The 23,410-nt window shown below is 68.1% G+C and carries 25 protein-coding genes; 13 read left to right on the forward strand and 12 right to left on the reverse strand.

What is annotated here, in order from left to right; genetic code table 11:
• Window positions 1-36 precede the first annotated feature (36 nt).
• A complete protein-coding gene (locus LRA89_RS00655; protein WP_230635581.1) occupies window positions 37-933 on the forward strand; it encodes an alpha/beta hydrolase in 897 nt (298 codons plus the stop codon).
• Window positions 934-949: 16 nt separating this feature from the next.
• On the opposite strand, the gene LRA89_RS00660 is transcribed toward LRA89_RS00655, so the two are convergent.
• From LRA89_RS00660 to tgt, 4 genes are all read right to left on the reverse strand, one after another.
• A complete protein-coding gene (locus tag LRA89_RS00660; RefSeq protein WP_056498592.1) occupies window positions 950-1,570 on the reverse strand; it encodes a LysE family translocator in 621 nt (206 codons plus the stop codon).
• A 55-nt stretch (window positions 1,571-1,625) separates the two neighbouring features.
• Entirely contained in the window at window positions 1,626-4,463 is a 2,838-nt protein-coding gene (locus tag LRA89_RS00665) for a M16 family metallopeptidase (RefSeq protein ID WP_230635582.1), read from the reverse strand.
• Between the two features lie 108 nt (window positions 4,464-4,571).
• A complete protein-coding gene (locus tag LRA89_RS00670; RefSeq protein WP_055757703.1) occupies window positions 4,572-4,772 on the reverse strand; it encodes a hypothetical protein in 201 nt (66 codons plus the stop codon).
• Window positions 4,773-4,798: 26 nt separating this feature from the next.
• Window positions 4,799-5,932: a tRNA guanosine(34) transglycosylase Tgt gene (gene tgt / locus LRA89_RS00675; RefSeq protein ID WP_443024920.1), complete on the reverse strand. Its 1,134-nt coding sequence runs from the start codon at window positions 5,930-5,932 to the stop codon at window positions 4,799-4,801.
• 365 nt (window positions 5,933-6,297) lie between these two features.
• Between tgt and LRA89_RS00680 the strand changes: the two genes are divergently transcribed.
• The 4 genes from LRA89_RS00680 to LRA89_RS00690 all read left to right on the forward strand — a co-directional run bounded on the left by LRA89_RS00680 (window position 6,298) and on the right by LRA89_RS00690 (window position 8,133).
• Window positions 6,298-6,477: a hypothetical protein gene (locus LRA89_RS00680; protein ID WP_230635587.1), complete on the forward strand. Its 180-nt coding sequence runs from the start codon at window positions 6,298-6,300 to the stop codon at window positions 6,475-6,477.
• 49 nt (window positions 6,478-6,526) lie between these two features.
• Complete coding sequence (locus LRA89_RS20440) at window positions 6,527-6,928, forward strand: IS5 family transposase (RefSeq protein WP_268934888.1); 402 nt, start codon at window positions 6,527-6,529, stop codon at window positions 6,926-6,928.
• A gap of 28 nt (window positions 6,929-6,956) precedes the next feature.
• Entirely contained in the window at window positions 6,957-7,307 is a 351-nt protein-coding gene (locus tag LRA89_RS20445; RefSeq protein WP_268934890.1) for a transposase, read from the forward strand.
• A gap of 68 nt (window positions 7,308-7,375) precedes the next feature.
• A protein-coding gene (locus LRA89_RS00690) for an IS5 family transposase (protein ID WP_230635589.1) occupies window positions 7,376-8,133 on the forward strand; the annotation gives its coding sequence in 2 pieces (ribosomal slippage) (window positions 7,376-7,694 and window positions 7,694-8,133; 759 coding nt in all).
• Between the two features lie 13 nt (window positions 8,134-8,146).
• Here LRA89_RS00690 and LRA89_RS00695 read toward each other — a convergent pair.
• From LRA89_RS00695 to lgt, 5 genes are all read right to left on the reverse strand, one after another.
• Complete coding sequence (locus tag LRA89_RS00695) at window positions 8,147-9,466, reverse strand: cystathionine gamma-synthase family protein (protein WP_230635591.1); 1,320 nt, start codon at window positions 9,464-9,466, stop codon at window positions 8,147-8,149.
• Window positions 9,467-9,641: 175 nt separating this feature from the next.
• The gene (pgeF, locus tag LRA89_RS00700) at window positions 9,642-10,409 is read right to left on the reverse strand and encodes a peptidoglycan editing factor PgeF (protein WP_230635593.1); all 768 of its coding nucleotides are present in this window, start codon (window positions 10,407-10,409) and stop codon (window positions 9,642-9,644) included.
• Window positions 10,406-10,915 (reverse strand): GNAT family N-acetyltransferase, encoded by a 510-nt coding sequence (locus LRA89_RS00705; RefSeq protein WP_230635595.1) that lies wholly within the window; start codon window positions 10,913-10,915, stop codon window positions 10,406-10,408. Before LRA89_RS00705 ends, pgeF begins: the two co-directional genes overlap by 4 nt.
• A complete protein-coding gene (locus tag LRA89_RS00710) occupies window positions 10,912-11,964 on the reverse strand; it encodes a class I SAM-dependent methyltransferase (RefSeq protein WP_443024913.1) in 1,053 nt (350 codons plus the stop codon). Before LRA89_RS00710 ends, LRA89_RS00705 begins: the two co-directional genes overlap by 4 nt.
• Window positions 11,961-12,860: a prolipoprotein diacylglyceryl transferase gene (gene lgt / locus LRA89_RS00715; protein WP_443024914.1), complete on the reverse strand. Its 900-nt coding sequence runs from the start codon at window positions 12,858-12,860 to the stop codon at window positions 11,961-11,963. Before lgt ends, LRA89_RS00710 begins: the two co-directional genes overlap by 4 nt.
• 109 nt (window positions 12,861-12,969) lie before the next feature.
• On the opposite strand from lgt, the gene LRA89_RS00720 reads away from it, so the two are divergent.
• The 8 genes from LRA89_RS00720 (at window position 12,970) to LRA89_RS00755 (ending at window position 20,649) form a co-directional block, all read left to right on the forward strand.
• On the forward strand, window positions 12,970-15,198 hold the full coding sequence (locus LRA89_RS00720; RefSeq protein WP_230635597.1) for a xanthine dehydrogenase family protein molybdopterin-binding subunit: 2,229 nt from the start codon (window positions 12,970-12,972) through the stop codon (window positions 15,196-15,198).
• Window positions 15,199-15,488: 290 nt separating this feature from the next.
• Complete coding sequence (gene hemH / locus LRA89_RS00725) at window positions 15,489-16,496, forward strand: ferrochelatase (protein ID WP_230635599.1); 1,008 nt, start codon at window positions 15,489-15,491, stop codon at window positions 16,494-16,496.
• 28 nt (window positions 16,497-16,524) lie between these two features.
• A complete protein-coding gene (gene phbB / locus LRA89_RS00730) occupies window positions 16,525-17,247 on the forward strand; it encodes an acetoacetyl-CoA reductase (RefSeq protein ID WP_055757720.1) in 723 nt (240 codons plus the stop codon).
• Window positions 17,248-17,563: 316 nt separating this feature from the next.
• Window positions 17,564-18,271 (forward strand): alpha/beta fold hydrolase, encoded by a 708-nt coding sequence (locus LRA89_RS00735; RefSeq protein ID WP_230635601.1) that lies wholly within the window; start codon window positions 17,564-17,566, stop codon window positions 18,269-18,271.
• Window positions 18,268-19,029 (forward strand): tetratricopeptide repeat protein, encoded by a 762-nt coding sequence (locus LRA89_RS00740; RefSeq protein WP_443024915.1) that lies wholly within the window; start codon window positions 18,268-18,270, stop codon window positions 19,027-19,029. Before LRA89_RS00735 ends, LRA89_RS00740 begins: the two co-directional genes overlap by 4 nt.
• 57 nt (window positions 19,030-19,086) lie before the next feature.
• Window positions 19,087-19,506 (forward strand): VOC family protein, encoded by a 420-nt coding sequence (locus LRA89_RS00745; protein ID WP_230635603.1) that lies wholly within the window; start codon window positions 19,087-19,089, stop codon window positions 19,504-19,506.
• Window positions 19,506-20,225 (forward strand): hydroxyacylglutathione hydrolase, encoded by a 720-nt coding sequence (gene gloB, locus LRA89_RS00750; protein WP_443024916.1) that lies wholly within the window; start codon window positions 19,506-19,508, stop codon window positions 20,223-20,225. Before LRA89_RS00745 ends, gloB begins: the two co-directional genes overlap by 1 nt.
• A 25-nt stretch (window positions 20,226-20,250) precedes the next feature.
• A complete protein-coding gene (locus LRA89_RS00755) occupies window positions 20,251-20,649 on the forward strand; it encodes a hypothetical protein (protein WP_230635605.1) in 399 nt (132 codons plus the stop codon).
• 389 nt (window positions 20,650-21,038) lie between these two features.
• On the opposite strand, the gene hslU is transcribed toward LRA89_RS00755, so the two are convergent.
• The 3 genes from hslU to LRA89_RS00770 form a co-directional block, all read right to left on the reverse strand.
• On the reverse strand, window positions 21,039-22,337 hold the full coding sequence (hslU, locus tag LRA89_RS00760; protein ID WP_230635607.1) for an ATP-dependent protease ATPase subunit HslU: 1,299 nt from the start codon (window positions 22,335-22,337) through the stop codon (window positions 21,039-21,041).
• Window positions 22,338-22,349: 12 nt separating this feature from the next.
• Window positions 22,350-22,901 (reverse strand): ATP-dependent protease subunit HslV, encoded by a 552-nt coding sequence (gene hslV / locus LRA89_RS00765; protein ID WP_055757729.1) that lies wholly within the window; start codon window positions 22,899-22,901, stop codon window positions 22,350-22,352.
• 67 nt (window positions 22,902-22,968) lie between these two features.
• Entirely contained in the window at window positions 22,969-23,376 is a 408-nt protein-coding gene (locus tag LRA89_RS00770; RefSeq protein ID WP_230635609.1) for a holin family protein, read from the reverse strand.
• Window positions 23,377-23,410 lie beyond the last annotated feature (34 nt).

The following is a 23,410-nucleotide window of genomic DNA, read 5'->3' on the forward strand; positions in this document are numbered from 1 at the left end:
CTTATATTCGCCGCGCTGGCTGACAGGATCGTCGCCATGCGACCGATACTGGCAATCCTGACCCTCCTGCTCCTGCTGCCCGGTATCGCCATGGCCCGACCCACCTCCGCAGGCACGCCGATCGCGATCGGCACCAGCCACAGGATCGATTCGATCGTGCTGGGCGACCGGCGCGAGCTGAACGTCTGGCTGCCCGAAGGCTATGCCACATCCGCTACCCGCTACCCGGTGGTCTATCTGCTCGATGGTGCGCGCGATCAGGACTTTCCCCATGTCGCGGGGCTGGCCAGCCTTGCCTCGCTGAGCTGGACGTTCGGGCCGTTCATCGTCGTCGGCATCCAGACCCGCGATCGGCGCGCCGAACTGACCCCGCCGCCGGTCGATCCGCGCTATCGGTCGGCCTTTCCGGCAAGTGGCGGCGCCCCGCGTTTCCGCCGCTTCCTCGAACGCGAGGTGATACCTTTCGTCGAACGACGCTATCGCGCCAGCGGCAAGCGCGCGCTGATGGGGGAATCGCTTGCCGGGCTGTTCGTCGTCGACACGCTGCTGACCCAACCGGCGTTGTTCGGCGATTATATCGCGGTCAGCCCCAGCCTGTGGTGGGACGATCGCCGGGCGCTGCGCGATCCGGCGCTGGCGACGCGGCTGGCACGGGCAGCGAACGTCCGCCTGTTCCTTGCCCATGCCGACGAAGGCGGGACGATGCAGGACGGCATCGACCGGCTGCGTGCCGCGCTGGCACCGCTGCCGCCCGGCATGGTCATGCTGCGCTACGCCGACCACCGCACCGATGCGACGCACGCCACCGTCTATCACCGTGCCGCCGAGGAAGCGCTGCGCTGGCTCTACCCCGCGCCGCCCTATGACAATGGCCCGACGCCATGGTTCATGATCGAGGGGGCGTCGCCACCGGCGACCGCACCGATGCGGTAGCGACCATCGTTCGCCGTCACCGCTGCAACAGCGCCATCGCCACTCCCGCGCCCATCACCGCGCCACCGCCCGCCCGCCGGGTCCAGCGACGGACACCCGCACGGCGGACCAATCCCGAGGCGTGCGACGCCGCCAGCGCATAGCAACTGTCGGTCGCCCCGGCGATCCCGACGAAGGTCGCGATCAGGATCGCCGCCTGCGGCACGAACGGCTGGTCGGCGCGGACGAACTGCGCGGCGAAGGCGACGAAGAACAGGATCGTCTTGGGATGAAAGGTGCCGACCGCGACATTGGTGAGGAACGCCGCGCGCGGGGTGACGGTGCGCGGCGGCCGGGCCGGGTCGCCATCATCGCCGCTGCGCAGGATCGCGATCAGCCCGATGCCGATCAGATAGGCAGCCCCGATCCATTTGAGGATCGTGAAGGCGACCGCCGACGTGCCGAGGATCACCCCCGCGCCGGCCAGCGACACGCTCATCGCGATCAGGTTGCCGACCGCCATGCCCGCGACCGATGCCAGCGCGGTCGCCCGCCCCGACGTGAACGCGAAGCCGATGATGCTCGCGACGCCGGGACCGGGGATCACGCCCATCACGAACGAGGCGGCGGCGAAACCCAGCCAGAGATGCGGGTCCATTGCGTATCACCTTGGCTATGTCGTCCCGGCCCGCGCCGGGACGACCCACTGCTCCCTACTTCACTCCCAGATCGGGCCGGGCCAGATCGACCGACGCCGCCGGGATCACCACCAGTCCCGGATAGGCGGCGCGCAGCGGTGCGAGGAATTGCTTGGCGTCGCCGACCACGACGATGCTCGCCGCCGTGGGGTCCATGATCCGGCCCGCGACCTGTTGCACCGCCGCCGGGTCGACCGCTTCGATCGAGGGGAGGAAGGTCGCGATCCGCGCCAGCGGCACGCCGTCGGCGACATAGGTGGCGATGGTGCCGGCGATGCCGCTGGTCCGCTCGACGGTGCGGCCGAAATTACCCGCCAGCACCGCCTTGCGCGTCGCCAGTTCGGCTGCCGGCGCGGGTTCGGCGCCCAGCCGCTGCATCTCGTCGGTGATGATCTTCACCACGTCGGGGGCCGACGGGTTCTTGGTCTGCGTGGCGGCACTCACCGCCCCGCCCAGCTTGCGCGCGTCGAGTTCGGAGCGGGCACCATAGGCAAGGCCGCGCTTGATGCGGATTTCCTGGTTGAGCCGCGACGAGAAACCCACGCCCAGCGTCGCATTGGCGACGGCGGCGGGGAAATAGGCGGCGTCGCTGCGCGCGATCCCTGGCCGCGAGACGACGACGCCCGCCTGTCCGGCATCGGGCATGTCGACCACGATCACCCGCGGGGCGGGCGGGGCCGCTTGCGGCGCGGGCGGCGTGGCGGTGCCGGGCGCGCCGCGCCAGTCGCCGAACAACTGCTGCGCCAGCGCCGCGCCCTGATCGGCGGTCAACTCGCCGACCAGCACCAGCGTGGCTTGGCCCGGAACCCATGTCGCGCGATAGGCGGCGGTCACGTCGGCACGGGTGATCGCCTTCAGCGTCGCGGGCGTGCCGCTGGCGGGATGGCCATAGCCCGAGGCGAAGGTGACGCGGTCGGCGATCAGGCTGGACAATTGCCCCGGATCGGTCAGCGCGACGCTGACGCCATCGATCGTGCGGGTGCGCAGCCGCACGATCTCGGCTTGCGCGAACGCCGGGTTGCGCGCGACATCGGCGAGAATGCCGAGCGCGGGGGCGGCCTGCGCCGACCCGACGGTCAGCGTCACGCTCTGCGAATCCCATCCGGCACCGCTCGAAATACTGCCGCCCAGCGATTCGATCGCGCGCGCGATCTCGGTCGCCGACCGGGTGGTGGTGCCCTGCGTCAGCAGTCCGGCAGCGAGTTCGGCGGTGCCGGCCTTGGTATCGCCGTCACTCGATGACCCCCCTTGCGCCACCAGTGCGGCGGTGACGATCGGCAGTCCGCGCTTCTCGACCACCACGACCCGTAGACCGTTGGCCAGCCGCCGTTCGACCGGCACCGGAATGGCGACCGCGACCGGTGCGGCGGGGGCGGGCGGCTGGACGCGCTGGCCTTCGGGCGCGGGGGTATGGATGGCGATGCCGGCGGGCACGGCCAGCGGCGCGGTGACGACGCTGTCGGCGATGGCGATCGTATCGCTGGTCGCGGTCGCCGGCCTGGCGCTGTCGGGCAGATAACGGATCGCCGCCGACCGGTTGTCGGCCAGCCACGTGCGGGCGACGCGCTGGACGTCGGCCGGGGTCACGCGGGCGATGGCGGCAAGCGACTTGTCCGCCGCCTGCGGATCGCGCTCGACGATCACGCCCTGCGCCAGCGCCGATGCCTTGCCCTCCGCCGTTTCGCGTTCGAGCAGCGCGGCGGTGGTGATCTCGTTCTTGGCTTCGCTCAGTTCGGCAGCGCTGGGGGGCGTGGCGACGAGCTTGGCGATCTCGCGGCGCAGCGCCGCCTCGCCATCCTCGACCTTCTTGCCGCCCGCGAGGATGGCATAGAGTGCCAGCGTGCCCGGTCCCTGCTTGTCCTCGGCAAAGACGCCGACGTCCTGCGCGATCTGGTCGCGGTAGACGAGGCTCTGGTGCAGCCGCGAATTGTCGCCGCCCGACAGGATGGTGGTCAGCACCGCCAGCGCCGCCTGATCGGGGTGACTGGCGGGCGGAATCGGATAGCTGATGAGGACGGCGGGGAGCGGCGTATTGGCTTCATAGACGGTCTTGCTGACGGCCCGCTCGCGCACCGGCTCGGCCACGGTCACGCGCGGGATTGGGCGGGCGGGTTTGGCGATGGGGCCAAAATACTGGTCGACCCAGCGGTCGAGTTGCGCGGGATCGAAATTGCCGGCGACCACCAGCACCGCATTGTCGGGGCGGTAATAGGTCGCGTGGAACGCGCGGATGTCGTCGATCGTCGCCGCATCCAGATCGGCGATCGATCCGATGCCGGGCCGCGCATAGGGGTGCCGGCTGTACGACAGCATCGGGTAATATAGCCCGAACAGCTTGCCATAGGGCTGGGCGAGGATGCGGCTGCGCAATTCCTCCTTCACGACCTCGCGTTCCGATGCGAAGGTCTTGGGATCGACGACCAGCGTCGCCATCCGGTCGGCCTCGGCGAACAACAGCCGTTGCAGGTGGTTGGCCGGCACCACCTCGAAATAATTGGTATAGTCATCGGCGGTCGAGGCGTTGTTGTACCCCCCGACATCCTCGGTCAGCCGGTCGAGCTGCTCGGGCACCAGATTGCGCGTCGCCTTGAACATAAGATGTTCGAACATATGCGCAAAACCGGAGCGCCCGGCGGGATCGTCCTTCGAGCCGACATCATACCACACCTGCACCGACACATTGGCGCTGGACGTGTCGCGGATGGCATAGACGCGCAGCCCGTTGGCCAGCGTTCGTTCGGTATAGGCGATCGGCGGCACGGTGGCGCTCGCCGCTGCGAGGGCCGGGGCCTGCTGCGCATGGGCGGGGGCAAGACAGGCGGTCGAAAGCAGCAGCGCGAGGCCGAGACGCATGGGGGCAATTCTCCGGGCGGAAACGATGCCCCGGGGTGTGGCGCGCGGCGTGGGGAGGTGTCAACGACTATGCCTCCCCGCCGCCACCGGGCGGGGAGGGGTGTTCCCTCAGCCTTTCTTGCGCCCCGCATTGGCGTACAGCAGCGCTGCCGCCAGCGCCGCCGATCCGATGCCGAGCCCGACACCGATCGGCACCAGCGGCCAGTGCGACGGGCGGGCCGGGGTCTTGGCATTGGCGGTGGCATCGGCCGCGCGCTTGGCATCGCGCGCGGCGGCGGCGATTTCGTTCAGTTCGGGCTTGTCGGTCATGGGGTCCTCTCCCTCTGGTTTGGGGCTCAACGCTTCTGATCGGCGTAGCGTGCCCGGAAATCGGTGGCGAAGGCGGCCAGCGTGTCGTTCGTGATCGCGGCGCGCAGATCGGCCATCAGCGCCTGATAGAAATACAGATTATGTTCGGTCATCAGCATCGCACCGAGAATCTCGCCCGCGCGCACCAGATGATGGAGATAGGCACGGCTGAAATTGCCGCAGGTGGGGCAGGCGCAGGCTGGATCGAGCGGTCCCGTATCCTCGGCGAACTTGGCGTTGCGGATGTTGATCGGTCCGCCGCGGGTGAACGCCTGTCCGGTGCGGCCCGAGCGGGTGGGGAGCACGCAGTCGAACATGTCGATGCCGCGTTCGACCGCGCCGACGATGTCGTCGGGCTTGCCCACGCCCATCAGATAACGCGGCTTGTCGACCGGCAACTGGCCCGGCGCATAGTCGAGCACGCCGAACATCGCTTCCTGCCCCTCGCCGACCGCAAGGCCGCCGACCGCATAGCCGTCGAAGCCGATGTCGATCAGCGCGTCGGCCGAAGCTTTCCGCAAGCCTTCGTCGAGCGCGCCCTGCTGGATGCCGAACAGGGCGGCGCGCGAGGCATGCGCTTCGCCCGCATCGAAACCGGCGCGGCTGCGGCGTGCCCAGCGCATTGAGCGTTCCATCGCCTTGGCCTGCACCTCGCGGGTCGATGTCGTCGGGACCAGTTCGTCGAACGCCATGACGATGTCGGAGCCGAGCAGCCGCTGGATCTCCATCGATCGCTCGGGACTCATCAGGTGGCGGGTGCCGTCGAGGTGGCTCTTGAACTCGACGCCGTCCTCCGACCGTTTGGTCAGTTCGGACAGGCTCATCACCTGATAGCCGCCGCTGTCGGTCAGGATCGGCCGGTCCCAGCCCATGAAGGCGTGAAGGCCGCCCAGCCGCGCGACCCGTTCGGCGCTGGGGCGCAGCATCAGGTGATAGGTGTTGCCGAGCAGGATGTCGGCCCCGCTCGCGCGCACGTCCTGCGGCTTCACCGCCTTGACGGTGGCGGCGGTGCCGACCGGCATGAACGCGGGCGTGCGGATGTCCCCGCGCTGCATGGCGATGGTGCCGGCGCGGGCGCGGCCCGAGGTGGCGGTGACGGTGAAAGCAAAACGCGGGGCCATAAGGCGAGCCGTCATGCCGGAGCCTTGGCCGTCTGTCGACCATTGTCGCGCCGCCAGAAGGAGAGAGTCGATAGCCGAACCGATCAATCCCGGTGACGCCGCCGCCGCCGACACGATCGACGACGGCGAGTGCGTCGATTGTGGTGGGACCGGAAAGGTGATCGACGGGATCAGGGGAGGTTGAGCGTCACCCCCGATCCATGACGCACCCTAGGCGGCGTGGACAAATTCCTACACAATGATGTTTGCCGGTAGGCGTTGATGTGTATGATCCTCGTATGGTGGGATCGCAGAACCTGATCCGAAGGGCATGGCGCTGGTTCGTAACACCGCCGACAACGGCCAAGCTCTGGAAAAGGGCGGCAGTGGCGCTCTGGCTGACGCCTCCCATCATGCTGTTTCCGCTGTTCCTTCCGCTGCTCGAGCCGTCCACGCTGCCAGCGATGGTGGCTGAATATTGGTTGGTATATGCGCTGTTCTTCGGCATCCCGGTCGCGTTGGGAGCTTTTTGCTGGGGACGAGCGAACCACGTAGCTCGAAGATGATTGACCCAGCAAAAGAGGATTGATTCAACGCTGCCTTTTGGAGGCAGGCTTGAGCCGGGGCGATCTTACCGACACAGAGTGGCGCATTCTGAAGGATTTGCTGCCGATCGAGCGCAAGAACCGGGGTCGGGGCAGACCTCCCGAACAGAACCGTTCGATCATCAACGGCATACTCTGGCGGCTTCGGTGCGGTGCGCCGTGGCGCGACGTGCCGCCAAAATACGGGAGCTGGAACACCATCTATCGCCGGTTCCGGCGGTGGAGCGAGGCAGGGGTCTGGGAGATCGTGGCGGTGACGCTGGCCGAGATCATGGCGGAGACTGGCCACTACAGCATCGACAGCACCACCGTTCGCGCCCACGTCTCGGCAGCGGGCGGAAAAGGGGGGCTCATCGACGCGCTCTTGGCCGCTCGCGGGGCGGGTTCACCAGTAACTTCACTGCCTGGCTGATGCCCTCGGGCTGCCGCTCGCCTTCCACCTGACAGGCGGCGAGGCGGCAGACCGCAAGGCGTATGACGCCCTGATCGTCCTTCCGGAGCGCACACCAGATGCGCTGCTGGCCGACAAGGGGTACGATGCCGACGCCATCCGTGCCGACCTTGCCAAACAGAATATCAAGCCCGTTATTCCCGGTCGCTTAAACCGCCGGGTGAAGATCGAGCATGACCGGACGCTCTACAAGCAGCGCAATCGCATCGAGCACATGTTCGACCACCTCAAAATCAACCGTGCCATTGCCACCCGTTATGACCAACTCGCCAGCAGCTTCCTCGGCATGGTCCACATCGCGACCGCCAGATACTGGCTCAAATTTGTCCACACCGACTAGGCGGCGTCTGCATTTAGGATTCCGAAAAGGCGCGAGTTCTGATTCAAGGTTGGTGAAGGAGCCTGACCTTGAGCAGACGTACGCTGACGGACGAGCAATGGGACCGGATTGCGGGGTATCTTCCCGGTCGCGAAGGGACGCGTGGACGCAGCGGTGTGGACAACCGGCTGTTCGTGGATGCGATCCTTTGGATGGCGGGGAATGCGGCGCGTTGGCGTGACTTGCCGGAGGTGTTTGGCAGGTGGACAGGGGTGCATGCCCGGTTCCGAAGATGGTCGCATGCTGGCGTTTGGGAACGACTTTTCCATAGCTTGGCCGACACGCCGGACTTCGAATACGTCCTGATCGACAGTACCATCTCGAAAGCCCACGCCGATGCCAGTGGGGCAAAAGGGGGGCTGAAGCTGCCGCGATCGGCCGGTCGCGTGGTGGCCTGACGACCAAGCTGCATGCAGCCGTCGACGCCATCGGTCTACCGATCCGTATTCATCCGACACCCGGGCAATGGGGCGATCGCCCCCAGGCCGAGGCGTTGCTGGCCGGCTTGGAGGGCGTCGGCCACGTCATCGCCGACGCTGCCTATGACGCCGATCCGCTACGCGCCTTCATTGCCGACGATCTCGGAGCGAGCGCACACATAAAGGCCCATCCCAACCGAATCGCCAGGCCGGCCATCGACTGGCCCATCTACAAGGAACGCCATCAGGTCGAGTGCTTCTTCAACAAGCTCAAGCGCTTCCGTCGTATCGCCCTGCGCTGCGAGAAAACCATCACCCCCTTTATGGGCTTCGTCCACCTCGCATCCGCCATGATCTGGCTACGCTAAATGCAGACACCGCCTAAACTGCGTCGAGCGCCTGTTCGAAATCGGCGATCAGGTCATCGGCATCCTCGACGCCGATCGAGATGCGCACCAGATTGTCGGTGATGCCGAGCGCCGCCTTGCGCGCGTCGGGCACCGACAGGTGGGTCATGCCCGCCGGGTGGCTCGCCAGCGTTTCGGTGCCGCCCAGACTGACCGCCAGCTTGGCGATGGTCAGCGCGTCGAGGAAGGCGAACGCCTCCCGCTCGCCGCCCTTGAGATACAGCGAGAAGGTCGATCCGCCGCCGGTGCAGTGGCGCGCGTAGATGTCGGCCTGTCGTTCCATGCCCCTGGCGTCCTTGAGGAAGCCGAGATAGCCGACCCGTTCGACCTTCGGGTGATCGCGCAGGAAGGCGCAGACCTTTTCCGCATTCTCGCCCGCGCGGCTCATGCGCAGCTCCAGCGTCTCTAGGCTGCGCAGCAGCATCCATGCGGTATTGGGGTCGCAGATCGTGCCGATGGTGTTGCGCATCGAGCGGATGGTGTTGATGTGCTCCTTGGAGCCGAGCACGCCGCCCGCCACCAGATCGCTGTGGCCGCCGGCATATTTGGTGAGCGAATAGACGACCAGATCGGCACCGTGGCGGAGCGGCTGCTGCCACAGCGGCCCGAGGAAGGTATTGTCGATCGCGATCGGCGTGTCGGCGGCGTGATCGCCGAACACCGCGTCGCGGGCGGCGGCCACTGCTTCAATATCGACCAGCGCGTTGGTGGGGTTGGCCGGGCTTTCGAGGTAGATCAACGGCACGCGGCCGTCGGCCTTGCGCAACACGCCCTCGATCTCGTCCTGCGTCGCGCCGGCCGGGAAGTCGAGATACCGGACGCCGAAGCGGCCCAGCACGCGGCCGATCAACGTCTCGGTCGCGGCATAGAGCGGCCCCGAATGGATGATCGTATCGCCCGGCTGGACCATCGACAGGAACAGCGTGGCGATCGCCGACATGCCGCTGGAGAACACCAGCGCGTCCTCGGCTGCTTCCCACACACCCAGCCGGTCTTCGAGGATTTCCTGATTGGGGCCGTTGAAGCGCGAATAGACGAGGCCCTCGGCCCCGCCGGGCCGCTTGCCGGTCACGCCCTCAAAATGGCGCTTGCCCGCCGCCGCACTCGGAAAGACATAGGTCGAGGTCGCGAAGATCGGCGGTTTGAGCGAGCCTTCGGACAGTACCGGATCATAGCCGTGGCCCATCATCAGCGTCGCGGGTTTGAGGCGACGGCCACCGATCGTGTCGACCGTCGGCTTCGGACGACGGCGCGGCGGTACGCCGGTCAGATCGGCTTCGGTTTCGTCGGTCATTTCGAGTCTCTCCGTATTTTTACGCGAGCCTAGCGGTAGTTTCGTTGGAAACCAAATTGGGCCGCCTGATCGATCCGTCATTACGGCGGAAGCCGGAATCCATGGATGGGGAGACGATAGCGACCGATCGCCGCCGCCCGACACAATGGATTCCGGCCTTCGCCGGAATGACGGTTCAGGCGGAAAGCCCGATCACCGACAATTGCCGCCCGTAATCCGGCTCGCCGCGATGCGTCGCGCGGCGGAAGCTGAAGAAGCGGTCGGGATCGCCATAGGTGTCGAGTCCCATCGCCTCGACCCGGCGCACGCCCGCCATCGCCAGCCGGTGCGCGACATAGGCTTCGAGATCGAAGCGGGCGTGGCCCGGCCGGTTCTCGGCGAAGAAACGTTCGTTCGCCGGGTCGGTGGCGCAGAATCGTTCGGCGAAGGCGAGGTCGACTTCGTAGCTCGCCCGCGCGATGCACGGGCCGATCGCGGCGACGATCCGGTCGGGCCGCGCGCCCAGCGTCACCATCTGCGCGATCGTCGCGTCGGTGATGCCGTTCAGCGCGCCCTTCCACCCGGCATGCGCCGCGCCGACGATGCCCGCCTCGACATCGGCGAACAGCACCGGCGCGCAATCGGCGGTGACGATGCCGAGCAGGATGTCCGGCCGGTCGGTGACGAGCGCGTCGCCTTCCGGCCGCTGTTCGTCGCCATAGGCGGTCAGCACGCGGACGACCGAGGCGGAATGGGTCTGGTACAGCCCGCACAGCGCCGCGCCGGGCAGCACGGCGTCGACCGCCCGCGCGCGGTTCGCCGCCACCGCCGCCGGATCGTCGGCCGACCCCAGCCCCACGTTCAGCCCCGATACCAGCCCCTGCGACACGCCGCCCCGCCGGCCGAGGAAGCCGTGCGCCACGCCCCCCAGCATTCGGGCGCGGATCACCTCGACGTCGTTCATAGCGCCAGCCGCATCACATGATCCTCGTCCGCCTGGGTGCCGACCATGAAGGCATAGCTCCCGACCCGCACGAAGCCATAGCGTTCGTAGAAGCGCCGCGCGCGGTGGTTGTCGACGAAGACCGAGAGATAAAGCTCGTCCGCACCGCTCGCCCGCGCGGTTGCCAGCACCGCTTCCATCATCCGCGCGGCAAGGCCGCTGCCGTGCCATTCGCGGCGGATATAGAATTGGCGCAGTTCGATCGGCGTTCCCCGCGGCTCGAACGGCAACGAGCGCGGCCCGAGCTTGGCATAGCCGGCCGTATCGTCTCCGGCCATCGCCAGCAGGATGTGGAAGCGCGGGTCGGCCAGTTCGCCCACCCAGCTTTCGGGCGTGTGGCTGGTCAGGAAGGCGGCGAGGTCGTCGGGGCGATAGAGGGTGCCGAACGTCTCGACGAAGGTGTCGCGCCCGATCGCCGCCAGCCGATCGGCGTCGTCGATGGTCGCGGGGCGCAGCACCGGCGTCATGCGAACCCCGCCGGAACTGGCCAGCCGGGCGAGGTGATCGCGATCGCCTTGAACAGACTGCCCATCTGATCCCCTTCGACCAGCCGGTCGCGGTCGGCGCGCAAGCCGTCGGCGCGTTCGGGCGATTTCGCCGACAGCGCCTGCACCCGCGCGTCGATGCCGAGCGCGGTGAGCAACGCGCCCTGTTCGGCCGGGCCATAGGCGACGGCATCCTCGGCCCGCGCGGCTTCGGCCAGCGTCGCGAAGTCGACATGCGCGGTCAGGTCCTGCTCGCCGGGATCGTCATAGGGGTTGACGAAGCCGTGGCCGCGCACCGCCTGCAACGTGTCGCCGATCGCCGGGCCGCTATAGCCATAGTCGATGATGATCGCGCAGCCGCCCTGCGCGACGATCCGCTTGGCCAACTGGCGCATAATGGCGACGGCGGCGGGGGCGGTTTCGAGCACCGATCCGATGGGGGCGTCGCGCAGGTGCGGCGGGATGATCGGGTCGAAGCCGCGCGCGCCGACGATCGGCAGGAACAACGTATCCTGACACGCCACCAGCCGCTCGCGCCACCCCTCGGGCGTTTTGACCAGTTGCCGGATCGGCAGCGCGTCGAAGAATTCATTGGCGACGACCAGCAGCGCGCCGTCGTCGGCCACGCCGACCAAATCGAACGCCCATTCGGCGTGCGGCACCCGTTTCGCCTGTTCGGCGCGCAGCGTCGGCGACGTTTCGACGAACTGCACCGGAGGCTTGCAACCGGCCGCCGCCATCGCGCGCAGCGCATCGGCGGCAAGCGTGCCGCGTCCCGGCCCCAGCTCGACATAGTGCGCCGCCGGGCGGGCGGCGCGATCCCACTGGTCGGCGAGCGACAGGCCGATCAGCTCGCCGAACATCTGGCTGATTTCGGGCGCAGTGGTGAAATCGCCGTTCGCGCCCAACGGATCGCGCGTCGCGTAATAATGCGCGTTGGCCGCACCCATGAACTGGGCGAGGCTGACCGGCCCGGCCAACGTGATCGCCCGCGCCAGCCGATCGGGCAGCGCACCGTCGGTCTCGCTCAAGCGACGCTCTCCGTCCCGGCGATCGGCTCGACGCGGACGCGGCGGCGCTTGGCGGTGGCGATCAGATAGATGCCGCCCGCCAGCATCGGCAGCGTCAGCCACTGGCCCATGTGCAGGCCGGTCGTCTGCGCGAATTCGGTAAGCTGGGCGTCGGGCTCGCGCCAGAATTCGACGAAGAAGCGCGACAGGCCGTAGCCGAGCAGGAACGTGCCGACGAGCTTGCCCGGCTGATAGCGCGCGTCGGTCTTCCAGAACATGAACCACAGCACCGCGAACAGGACGAGGCCCTCCAGCCCCGCCTCGTACAACTGGCTGGGGTGGCGCGCCGGATCGATCCCGCCGGCGACGGTGCGCGGGAACACGATTGCCCATGGCACGTCGCTCGGCCGGCCCCACAATTCGCCGTTCACGAAATTGGCGAGCCGGCCGAAGAACAGCCCGAACGGCGTGCAGCAGGCGACGTAATCATGCACGCGCAGCCAGTTCAGCCCATGTTTGCGCGCCAGCAGGATGATGCCGATCATCGTGCCGATGACCCCGCCATGGAACGACATGCCGCCGTCCCACAGCCGCAGGATCTTGACGGGATCGAGAAACATCTCGGGCGCGTAGAAGATCGCATAGCCCAGCCGTCCGCCCAGAATGATGCCGAGCGTCGCGTAGAACACGAAATCGTCGGCATGCCGCCTCGCCATCGGCGCGCCCGGCTGGTCGAGCAGCTTGAGCAGATACCACCAACCGACGAGGATGCCGGCGATATAGGCCAGCGAATACCATTTGAGCTGGAAGAAGCCGAGGTCGAGCGCGACCGGACCGATGCCGAGGTCGGCATAGCGAATATGGCCCGCGGCCATGCCGATGTCGCCGGCGGCGGCGGCGAGGGTGGAAAGGATCAAGGGGCAGGCTCCGGCTGTGTCGCAGGCGTAGTATCGGGGTTGGATGCGGGAGGAAACCATTGTTACTCACCCCTCCCCGGTCGCCGGACGATCTGATAGGGCCGGGGTCATGTCGGTGCCGCCCAACCCCAAGCTTACCCGCCGCACGCTGCTGATCGGTGGCGGGGCGGGGGTCGGGCTGATCGTGGCATGGGGGGTGTGGCCGCGCCGTTACGGCGTGAATCTCGCGGCGGCCGAGGGGGAGACGGTGTTCGGGCCGTACCTCAAGATCGGCGCGGACGGACAGGTGACGGTGGCGGTGCCGCAGGCCGAACATGGTCAGGGCGTCTATACCGCGCTGCCGCAGATCGTCGCGGATGAACTGGGCGCCGACTGGCGCACCGTCGCGGTGGAGGCGGCGCCGATCAACCCGCTCTATGCCAATCCGCTGGCCGCCGGCATCCTGTTCGGCGACGCGCTGGCGCTGCTCCCCGAAGCGACGCGCACTGCCTATGCCGAGCGCAACACGCTGATGCTGACCGGCGGGTCGACCTCGATCCGCCGGTTCGAGGGGCCGCTGCGCGAAGCGGGTGCGGCGGCGCGGGTGTTGTTGTGCAAGGCGGCGGCACGCGGCTGGGGCGGCGACTGGCGCAGTTGCGGCACGGCGGACGGCTTCGTCGTGATGGGCGAGCAGCGTGAGCGCTTCGGCAAGCTGGCCGAGGCGGCGGCAGGCGAAAGCCTGCCGGGCGGGGAACTGCCGTTTCGCACCGGCGAGGAGAAACGGCTGGTCGGCCAGCCGCTCCCCCGGCTCGACGCGCCGGCGAAGGTAGACGGGCGCGCGACCTTTGGCGGCGATATTCGGTTGGCGGGCATGGTCTTCGCCTCGGTCCGGCAGGGGCCGATCGGTGATACCCGGCGGATCGCTGTCGACAAGGCGGCCGTGGAGCGCCTGCCCGGCATGGTCGCGGTGGTCGAGAACCCCGGCTGGGTCGCGGCGGTGGCGACGACATGGTGGGCGGCCAATCGCGCACTCGACGCGATGGCCCCGCGGTTCGAGACGCATGGGCTGATCGACGACGCCTCGATCACCGCCGCGCTCGACGGGGCACTGGCGGTCGAGGGCGCGCGGGTCCATGCCGGCGGTGACATCGACGCTGCCTTCGCCGGTGCCCGGACGCAGACCGCGACCTACCGGGTGCGCGCCGCGCTCCACGCCGCGATCGAGCCGACCAGCGCCACGGCGGTATGGCGCGACGGCACGCTGACCCTGTGGCTCCCGACGCAGGCGCCGACGCTGGCCCGTGCCGCCGCCGCCCGCGCGATCGGGGTGGCCGAGAACCGCGTGATCCTGCACCCAACGATCGCCGGGGGATCGTTCGGCGCGAACCTCGACACCCGCGTCGCCGAACAGGTGGCGGTGCTGGCGCGGCGGCTCGACCGACCGGTGCAACTGACGTGGTCGCGCGGCGAGGATTGTCTTGCCGACCAGTATCGCACGCCCGCCGCCGCACGGATGACGGCGCGGCTGGCGCGTGGCGGGCGGATCGCCGGGTGGCAGGCGCGGATCGCCGCGCCGCGCACCGGACGCGACCTTGCCCGCCGGTTGCTGGGCGGCGATGTCGCCGCGTCGCTCGCCATGGCGCTGCCCGGCGACCATGGCGACGCGCTGGCGACCGATGGCGCGGTGCCGCCCTATGGCATCGCCAATGTCGCGGTCGATCATCATCCCGCCGAACTGGGCCTGCCCGCCGGCTGGTGGCGATCGGGCGCGCATAGCTACACCGCCTTCTTCACCGAATGTTTCCTCGACGAGCTTGCCGGGTTCGCCGGGGTCGAGGCGCATTCGTTCCGCATCGCGATGCTCGGCGGCGACGTGGCGCTGGCCCGCTGCCTGTCAAGCGTCGCGACGATGGGCGGCTGGCAGGGCGGGGTGCCGGGCAGCGCGCAGGGCATCGCCTGCCACCGGATGCGCGGATCGGCGATCGCCTGTCTGGCCGAGGCGCGGATCGAGGGCGGGCGGGTGAAGGTCGACCGGCTGGTCGCGGCGGTCGATTGCGGGCGGATCGTGAACCCCGATCTGGTGCGCCAGCAGATCGAGGGCGGGCTGCTGTTCGGCATGGCGATGGCGACCGGTGCCGCGACCGGCTTCACCGCGAACCTGCCCGATGTGCGCGGCTTCGGCGGGCTGAACCTGCCGCGCCTCGCCGACAGCCCGGAAATGCTGATCGAATTGGTCGAATCGGATGCCGATCCGGGCGGGGTCAGCGAACTGGCGGTGCCGGTGGTGGCCCCGGCGATCGCCAACGCACTGTATGCGGCGACGGGGCGGCGGTATCGGTCGTTGCCGTTGCTGGCGTAGTTTGCGGTTCTGGTTCACGCGAAGACGCGAAGAAGAAATGGGTTCGCGCAGAGGCGCGGAGGCGCAGAGAGGGAGCGCTATGGAAACCGCTCGCAACCGGTAGACACCTGCCCGCGCTTCCAAGAAGCGAGACGGCCGCTTCGCGGTTAACCGTCCCGCGAACGCATCCCCTCCGCGCCTCTGCGCCTCTGCGCGAAAATTTCTTCTTTATATCCTTCGCGTCTCCGCGCCTTCGCGTGAAAACCGAAACCGCTTGCCCCAACCCCGCCATTCGCGCGTTACACCGCGCCATGGACCGTCCGACGAATCACCCCGTATTCCCGCCCCGCCGCATCGGCGTGCTGTTGATGAACCTCGGTACGCCCGACGATCCTTCGCCACGGTCGGTGAAGCGTTATCTGGCCGAATTCCTGTCCGATCGCCGCGTCGTCGAATTGCCGGCGATCGCGTGGCAGCCGATCCTGCGCGGCATCATCCTGAACACCCGGCCGAAGAAGTCGGCGCATGCCTATCAACAGGTGTGGAGCGATCGGGGGTCGCCGCTCGCCGCGATCACCCGCGCGCAGTCGGAGGCGATGCAGGGCGCGTTCGGCGAGGGCGTCGTGATCGACTGGGCGATGCGCTACGGCAATCCCTCGATCGCCAGCCGGATCGATTCGCTGCGCGAGCAGGGATGCGACCGCATCCTGCTGGCCCCGCTCTACCCGCAATATTGCGCAGCGACGACCGCGACCGCCAACGACAAGGCGTTCGCGCATCTGGCAAAGCTGCGCTGGCAGCCGGCGGTGCGCACGCTGCCGCCCTATTACGACGATCCGGCCTATATCGACGCGCTCGCCACGACGCTGCGCGAGGATCTGGCGAAGCTCGATTTCGAGCCGGACACGATCGTCGCCAGCTTTCATGGGATGCCCAAGCGCACGCTGCAACTGGGCGACCCCTATCATTGTCATTGCCAGAAAACCGCGCGGCTGGTGTCCGAGGCGCTGGGCCGGCCGCTGACGATCGCGTTCCAGTCGCGGTTCGGTCCGGCCAAGTGGCTGGGGCCGGCGACCGACGAGACGCTGGTCGAGCTGGCGAAGGCGGGCAAGCGCCGCGTCGCGATCTTCGCGCCGGGCTTTTCGGCGGACTGTCTGGAGACGCTGGAGGAACTGGCGATCCGTGGACGCGAGAGCTTCGTGGAAGCGGGCGGCACGGATTTCGCCTATCTTCCTTGCCTGAATGCCGAGCCGCACGGCAATAAAATGTTGCGCAACATCATCGCACGCGAACTTGCGGGATGGATCGACCCCGCCTAGCAGGGACGAAACATTTGGGAGAGAATGCATGGCACGGGTAGCGATCGTCACCGGCGGCACGCGCGGCATCGGCGAGGCGATCAGCCTTGCGTTGCAGGAAATGGGCGTCACCGTCGCCGCCAATTATGCGGGCAACGACGAAAAGGCGAAGGCGTTCACCGAGCGCACCGGCATCGCCGCGTTCAAGTTCGACGTGGGCGATTTCGAAGCGACGCAGGCGGGCGTCAAGGCGATCGAGGAAGCGCTCGGTCCGGTCGACATCGTCGTCAACAACGCCGGCATCACCCGCGACGGCACGCTGCTCAAGATGAGCTACGAGATGTGGGACGACGTGATCCGCACCAACCTCGGCGGGTGCTTCAATCTCGCCAAGGCGACGTTCCCCGGCATGCGCGACCGCAAATGGGGCCGGATCGTCAACATCGGTTCGATCAACGGTCAGGCGGGCCAGTACGGCCAAGTCAACTATGCCGCCGCCAAGTCGGGCATCCACGGCTTCACCAAGGCGCTGGCGCAGGAAGGCGCGCGGTTCGGCGTGACCGTGAACGCGATCGCGCCGGGCTATATCGACACCGACATGGTGGCGGCGGTGCCGGCCGATGTGCTGGAAAAGATCGTTGCCAAGATTCCGGTCGGCCGTCTGGGTCAGGCGAGCGAAATCGCGCGCGGCGTGGCGTTCCTGTGTTCGGAAGAGGGTGGCTTCGTCACTGGATCGACGCTGAGCATCAACGGCGGGCAGCACATGTACTGACGGACGAAGGCGGGGAAGCAAGCTTCCCCGCCGGTCCGCGCCAAGTCGGGCAAAGCCCGGCAAGGCACGGATCGTCCGGCACGGCCGGCGGGGGCCAGATGCCCCCGACCGACGGCGGCTTTGCCGTCGTCGCCTTGGAAAGCGAACCACCCGACCCAGAACGCCTTACCTGACAAGCGGTAGCGTTCCTGATCCAGCAGCATCGTGAGCGGCCCGGTGGACCCCGGAACAAATCCGGGGTGACGGTAGCGCAGGCGGCGAGCTTCTGCCCGCCAACCCTTCCCCCACACCAGCCCGCATGGCATGACCCGGTCCCATGACCGACTCCCGCCCGCTCGCCTATCGCCACACCCCCGGCACCGGTCGGACGATCCTGTTCCTGCCGGGCTATGCCTCCGACATGACCGGCACCAAGGCGCTGGCGATCGAGGCATGGGCGATGGCGCAGGGCCGCGCGTTTCTCCGTTTCGACTATGCCGGTTGCGGCGACAGCCCCGGCGTGTTCGAGGACCAGACGCTCGCCGGCTGGCGCGACGATGCGCTGGCGATGATCGATGAGGTGATCGCAGGGCCGGTAGTGCTGGTCGGATCGTCGATGGGCGGGTGGATCGCGCTGCTCGCCGCGCGGGCGCGACCCGAGCGGATCGCCGGACTGGTCGGCATCGCGCCCGCGCCCGACTTCACCGACTGGGGCTTTACCCAGGCGGAGAAGATGACACTGCTGACGCAGGGACGGATCGAGCGGCCGTCGCCCTATGCCGATACGCCCACCGTCTTTACCCGCGCCTTCTGGTCGTCGGGCGAGGCCAATCGGGTGATGCATGGCGAACTGCCGATCGATGGCCCGGTACGACTGGTGCAGGGGCAGCGCGATGCCGATGTGCCATGGGAGCGGACGGTGCATCTCGCCAGCCGGCTGCGTTCAGCGAATGTGCAGACCTGGCTCGTCAAGGATGGCGACCACCGCCTGTCGCGCGAATCGGACATCGCGCTGATCCTGCGCGCCATCGAGGATGTGCTTTGACCCTGCTGCTTGCCGCCCTGATCGTCGCCCAGATCACCACCGCCGCCGGACCGCCGCGCCCGGCCGCGCCGACGCCCGAGGCGCGCTATGACGCCTGCGTCGATGCCGCGACCGGCAACCCGGAGGAGGGCGAGCGGATCGCCGGGCAATGGCGGCTGGTCGGCGGTGGCTTCCTTGCGCGCCAGTGTCTCGGCATGAGCTATGCCTCGCGGCAGCGCTGGAGCGCGGCGGCCGAAGCGTTCGAGCAGGCGGCGAAGGAGGCGGAGGTCGCCAAGGACCCGCGCGCCGCCAATTATTGGGCGCAGGCGGGCAATGCCCGGCTGGCCGACAATGATACGATGGCGGCGGGCCGCGCGCTCGACGCGGCGCTGGCGACCGGCACGTTGACCGGGCTGGCGCGCGGCGAGGCGCAGCTCGACCGGGCCAGGGTGCGGGTCGCGGCGGGGGATATGGCCGGGGCGCGGGCCGATCTCGACCGGGCGTTGAAGGACGCGCCGGCCGATCCGCTGGCGTGGCTGCTCTCGGCGACGCTGGCGCGGCGGACGAACGACCTGCCGCGCGCGCGGACCGACATCGCCGAGGCGGTGCGCCGGTCGGGCGACGATCCGTCGGTCCAGTTGGAGGCGGGCAATATTGCCGGCCTGTCGGGCGATACCAAGGCGGCACGCGCGGCGTTCGAGGCGGTGGCGCGGCTGGCGCCGGGCAGTCCGCAGGCGAAGGCGGCCGATGCCGCGCTGGATACGCTGCCATCGGCGTGAGTTGCGGGGGCGGTTGATCGTGCCGATATGCGGACGCGACCTGCAACGGAGCCGTCCATGACCCGTTATCTCCACACCATGATCCGCGTGACTGACCCGGACGCGACCATCGCCTTCTTCGACCTGCTGGGCTTGCAGGAAATACGCCGCACGACGAGCGAGAAGGGCCGCTTCACGCTGATCTTTCTCGCCGCGCCGGGGCAGGAGGGCGTCGCGGAGGTCGAGCTGACGCATAACTGGGACGCGGAGGACTATGCCGGCGGGCGCAACTTCGGGCATCTGGCGTTCCGCGTCGACGATATCTACGCCACCTGCCGGCGGCTGGCCGAGGCTGGCGTCACGATCAACCGCCCGCCGCGTGACGGGCACATGGCGTTCGTGAAGACGCCCGACGGCATCTCGATCGAGCTGTTGCAGGATGGGGCGCTGCCGCCCGCCGAGCCATGGGCGTCGATGCCGAACACGGGGACGTGGTGATGGAGATCGTCGCGGTCCCCGTCCTTTCCGACAATTACGCATGGCTGGTCCATGACGATGCGAGCGGTGCTACGGTGGCGATCGATCCGGGCGAGGCGCAGCCGCTGATCGATGCGGCGGCGGCGCGGGGGTGGACGATCACCGCGATCTGGAACACGCACTGGCACGCCGATCATGTCGGCGGCAATGCCGCGCTGAAGGCGGCGACGGGCGCGCGGATCACCGGGCCGGAGGCGGAGCGGGCGAAGATCGCCGACATGGACGACGGCGTCGGCGAAGGCGCGATGCTGTTCGTCGGGGATCATCAGGCGCAGGTGTGGGCGGTGCCCGGCCATACCGCGGGGCATGTCGCATTCCACTTCGCCGATGACGGCGTGATCTTCACCGGCGACACACTGTTCGCGATGGGATGCGGCCGGTTGTTCGAGGGGGCGGCGGCCGAGATGTTCTGCAACATGGCGCGCTATGCCGACCTGCCCGCCGACACGCGGGTGTATTGCGGCCACGAATATACGCTGTCGAACGCGCGCTATGCCGCGCAGGCCGAGCCGGATAATGCCGCGATCCTCGAGCGGCTGGCGGCGGTGCAGGCGATGCGCGAGCGGGGCGAGGCGACGGTGCCGACGACGATCGGCGCCGAACGGGCGACCAACCCGTTCCTGCGCGCGGAAACGGTCGGGGAACTGGCCCGGCACCGATCGGCCAAGGATGCGTTTTGATTCCAGCGGGTTCAGGAGAAGCGGCATGAAGCGATTGGCATGGACGGCGGCGGCGTTGATGCTGGGGGCGTGCGCGACCCCGCAGCAACAGGCGGAAACCCAGGCGCGCGGCGACCGGCTGCTCGCCAAGGCGCTGGCGGGGCGGACGCCCGGCGCGGCGCAGAACTGTATCCCGACCGGCTTCATCGACGGGCCGCAGGTGATCGGCGACTCGCTCGTCTATCGCCAGAGCGGCAAGCGGCTGTGGCGGACGCAGGTCCGCGACCGGTGCCCGTTCCTGCGCGACGACCAGATCGTCGTGTCGATCCTGTACGGTACGCAAGTGTGTCGCAACGACCGTTTCCGGCTGATCGACCGGGGATCGCAGATTCCGTCGGGCGACTGTACCTTCGGTATGTTCGTGCCCTACGACAAGGCGAGCTGAGCCGGATCGACAGTCAGCAAAACGCCTTCCTGATCTGCTCCCCTCCCTGACAAGGGAGGGGCCGGGGGGTGGGTTGGCCCGAGAGAAAACGTAAGCGCTCCACAACCAGCCTACCCACCCCCAACCCAGTTTCGGGTGAACAGTGCCCCGCACTGTTCAGGTCATGCTGGGAGCATGACCGACCCGAAACTCTTGTCAGGGAGGGGAGGTGCATGAGTCACCGTATGGCTGAATGTCGATCGGTCCCAAGGTCCGCTCCCCCTTCAACCAAACGTCACCCCAGCGAAGGCTGGGGTCTCAAGCGGCTCTTGTCGCGCACTGTCACCGGGAGATCCCAGCCTTCGCTGGGATGACGGTTCGTTCGAGGGTGGATCGGACCGTCGACAGCCTTACAACACGTAGCGGCTGAGGTCGGTGTTGCGCGCGATGCTCGCCAGTTGCTTGTCGACATAGGTGGCGTCGATCGTCACCGCGTCGCCCTTGCGGTCCTCGGCATCGAAGCTGATTTCCTCCAGCAGCTTTTCCATCACCGTCTGCAAGCGGCGCGCGCCGATATTCTCGATCTCGGCATTCACCTCCGCCGCGATGCGGGCGACGGCGGCGATGCCGTCGTCGGTAAAGGTCACGTCGACCGATTCGGTCGCCAGCAGCGCGCGATATTGCGCGGGCAGCGATGCCTTGGTGTCCGACAGGATCGCGATGAAATCGGCCTCGTTCAACCCCTTCAGCTCGACCCGGATCGGCAGCCGCCCCTGAAGTTCGGGCAGCAGGTCGCTGGGCTTGGCCACATGGAACGCGCCCGATGCGATGAAGAGGACATGGTCGGTCTTCATCGGGCCGTATTTGGTGGCGACGGTCGTCCCCTCGATCAGCGGCAGCAGGTCGCGCTGCACGCCTTCGCGGCTGATCGATCCGCCGCCGCGTCCGTCGCTGACCGCGATCTTGTCGATCTCGTCGAGGAACACGATGCCGTTCGCCTCGGCATCGGCCAGCGCGACGCGGCTGACCTCGTCCTGGTCGAGCCGCTTGTCGGCCTCTTCCTCGACCAGCTTGTCCCATGCGGCGCGCACGGTCAGCTTGCGGCGCTTCTGCTGGCCCTGGCCGAACGCCTTGCCCATCATCGCCGACAGGTCGATCATCTGCGGCGCAGCACCGGGCACCTCGAACGGCATCTGCGGTTGGGCGTCGAGTTCGATCTCGACCTCCTTGTCGTCCATATGCCCGTCGCGGAAGCGCTGGCGGAACGCCTCGCGGGTCGCCTCGCTCGCGCCCTTGCCGGTCAGCGCGTCGAGCAGGCGGGCCATCGCCGCTTCCTCGGCCTTGTCCTTCACCGCCACGCGGCGGCGTTCGCGCTCCAGCCGGATTGCTTCCTCGACCAGATCGCGCGCGATCTGTTCGACGTCGCGACCGACATAGCCGACCTCGGTGAACTTGGTCGCTTCCACCTTCACGAACGGCGCGTCGGCCAGCTTGGCGAGGCGACGGCTGATCTCGGTCTTGCCGCAGCCGGTGGGTCCGATCATCAGGATGTTCTTCGGGGACACCTCGTCGCGCAGGTCGGGCGAGAGCTGCTGGCGACGCCAGCGGTTGCGCAGCGCCACGGCGACCGCGCGCTTGGCATCATGCTGTCCGATGATGTGCGCGTCGAGCGCGGCGACGATCGCCTTGGGGGTAAGCTGGTCGTTCATGGGCTGTCCGGTTCAGTTGGCGCTGTCGAGCGCTTCGAGAGTCACGCGGTCGTTGGTGTAGACGCACAGTTCGGCGGCGATCGCGAGCGCCTTGCGCGCCACCTTCTCCGCATCGCCTTCATAGTCGGACAGCGCGCGGGCGGCGGCCAGGGCGAAGTTCCCGCCCGAGCCGATCGCGGCGATACCCGCTTCGGGTTCGAGCACGTCGCCGTTGCCCGTCACCACCAGCGTCACATCCTTGTCGGCGACGATCAGCATCGCTTCGAGGTTGCGCAGGAACTTGTCGGTCCGCCAGTCCTTGGCCAGTTCCACCGCGGCGCGCAGCAACTGGCCCTGATGGCGCTCCAGCTTGGCCTCCAGCCGTTCGAACAGGGTAAAGGCATCGGCGGTCGCCCCGGCGAAACCGGCGATAACCTTGCCGTCGCCCAGCGGGCGGACCTTCCTTGCATTGGGTTTCATGACCGTCTGTCCGGCCGAAACCTGCCCATCCCCCGCGATCACCACACGACCGCCGCGACGCACGGATACAATCGTGGTGCCGTGCCACACCGTCTCTTTGCTCATGAGGCGCGATATGGGGAGGGGGGGCGGCTTCGCCAAGTTCCCCCCTCCTGCGGAGGTCAGCGGGCGATCATTTCTCCACGCCCTTGGCTTTCCCCCATGCCCGCGCGGCGGTGTAGCCGAGATAGCCGGTGCCGAAGAGCGCGTAGAGTTCCTCCGGGATGCCGCGCAGATAGGCGGTCATGCCGCGCGCGACCGACTCCGCCAGATGCGGCTCGATCGCGGCGAGCAGACCCATCGGGATCGACCACAGCAGCAGCGCGTACATCACATAGAGGAAGCCCGGCCGCGCGCGGGCGGTCCAGCGGTCGGTCGACTGCGCCTCCGCCACGATCGCCTGAAGCTGGGCGCGGGTCGCATCCAGATCGCGCGTGGATTCGAGGCGAAGGAGTTCGAGCTTGGCGGCGTTGCGCGCCTGTGGGTCGGGGATCAGCTTGTCGAGCAGGCTGGCGATCGGCGCGATCAGGGTCGGCAGCATCATGGGCTCCTGTGAGTTCAAAGTTTACAAAGTT

It is taken from the genome of Sphingomonas sp. Leaf4 (assembly GCF_920939515.1).
Lineage (GTDB): Bacteria > Pseudomonadota > Alphaproteobacteria > Sphingomonadales > Sphingomonadaceae > Sphingomonas.

Excerpts from the sequence above, each read along its gene's own strand:
- LRA89_RS00655 (WP_230635581.1), top strand. The coding sequence starts at position 37 with ATGCGACCGATACTGGCAATCCTGACCCTCCTGCTCCTGCTGCCCGGT.
- LRA89_RS00660 (WP_056498592.1), bottom strand. The coding sequence starts at position 1,570 with ATGGACCCGCATCTCTGGCTGGGTTTCGCCGCCGCCTCGTTCGTGATG.
- LRA89_RS00665 (WP_230635582.1), bottom strand. The coding sequence starts at position 4,463 with ATGCGTCTCGGCCTCGCGCTGCTGCTTTCGACCGCCTGTCTTGCCCCC.
- LRA89_RS00670 (WP_055757703.1), bottom strand. The coding sequence starts at position 4,772 with ATGACCGACAAGCCCGAACTGAACGAAATCGCCGCCGCCGCGCGCGAT.
- tgt (WP_443024920.1), bottom strand. The coding sequence starts at position 5,932 with ATGGCCCCGCGTTTTGCTTTCACCGTCACCGCCACCTCGGGCCGCGCC.
- LRA89_RS00695 (WP_230635591.1), bottom strand. The coding sequence starts at position 9,466 with ATGACCGACGAAACCGAAGCCGATCTGACCGGCGTACCGCCGCGCCGT.
- pgeF (WP_230635593.1), bottom strand. The coding sequence starts at position 10,409 with ATGAACGACGTCGAGGTGATCCGCGCCCGAATGCTGGGGGGCGTGGCG.
- LRA89_RS00705 (WP_230635595.1), bottom strand. The coding sequence starts at position 10,915 with ATGACGCCGGTGCTGCGCCCCGCGACCATCGACGACGCCGATCGGCTG.
- LRA89_RS00720 (WP_230635597.1), top strand. The coding sequence starts at position 12,970 with ATGTCGGTGCCGCCCAACCCCAAGCTTACCCGCCGCACGCTGCTGATC.
- hemH (WP_230635599.1), top strand. The coding sequence starts at position 15,489 with ATGGACCGTCCGACGAATCACCCCGTATTCCCGCCCCGCCGCATCGGC.
- phbB (WP_055757720.1), top strand. The coding sequence starts at position 16,525 with ATGGCACGGGTAGCGATCGTCACCGGCGGCACGCGCGGCATCGGCGAG.
- LRA89_RS00735 (WP_230635601.1), top strand. The coding sequence starts at position 17,564 with ATGACCGACTCCCGCCCGCTCGCCTATCGCCACACCCCCGGCACCGGT.
- LRA89_RS00745 (WP_230635603.1), top strand. The coding sequence starts at position 19,087 with ATGACCCGTTATCTCCACACCATGATCCGCGTGACTGACCCGGACGCG.
- gloB (WP_443024916.1), top strand. The coding sequence starts at position 19,506 with ATGGAGATCGTCGCGGTCCCCGTCCTTTCCGACAATTACGCATGGCTG.
- LRA89_RS00755 (WP_230635605.1), top strand. The coding sequence starts at position 20,251 with ATGAAGCGATTGGCATGGACGGCGGCGGCGTTGATGCTGGGGGCGTGC.
- hslU (WP_230635607.1), bottom strand. The coding sequence starts at position 22,337 with ATGAACGACCAGCTTACCCCCAAGGCGATCGTCGCCGCGCTCGACGCG.
- hslV (WP_055757729.1), bottom strand. The coding sequence starts at position 22,901 with ATGAGCAAAGAGACGGTGTGGCACGGCACCACGATTGTATCCGTGCGT.
- LRA89_RS00770 (WP_230635609.1), bottom strand. The coding sequence starts at position 23,376 with ATGCTGCCGACCCTGATCGCGCCGATCGCCAGCCTGCTCGACAAGCTG.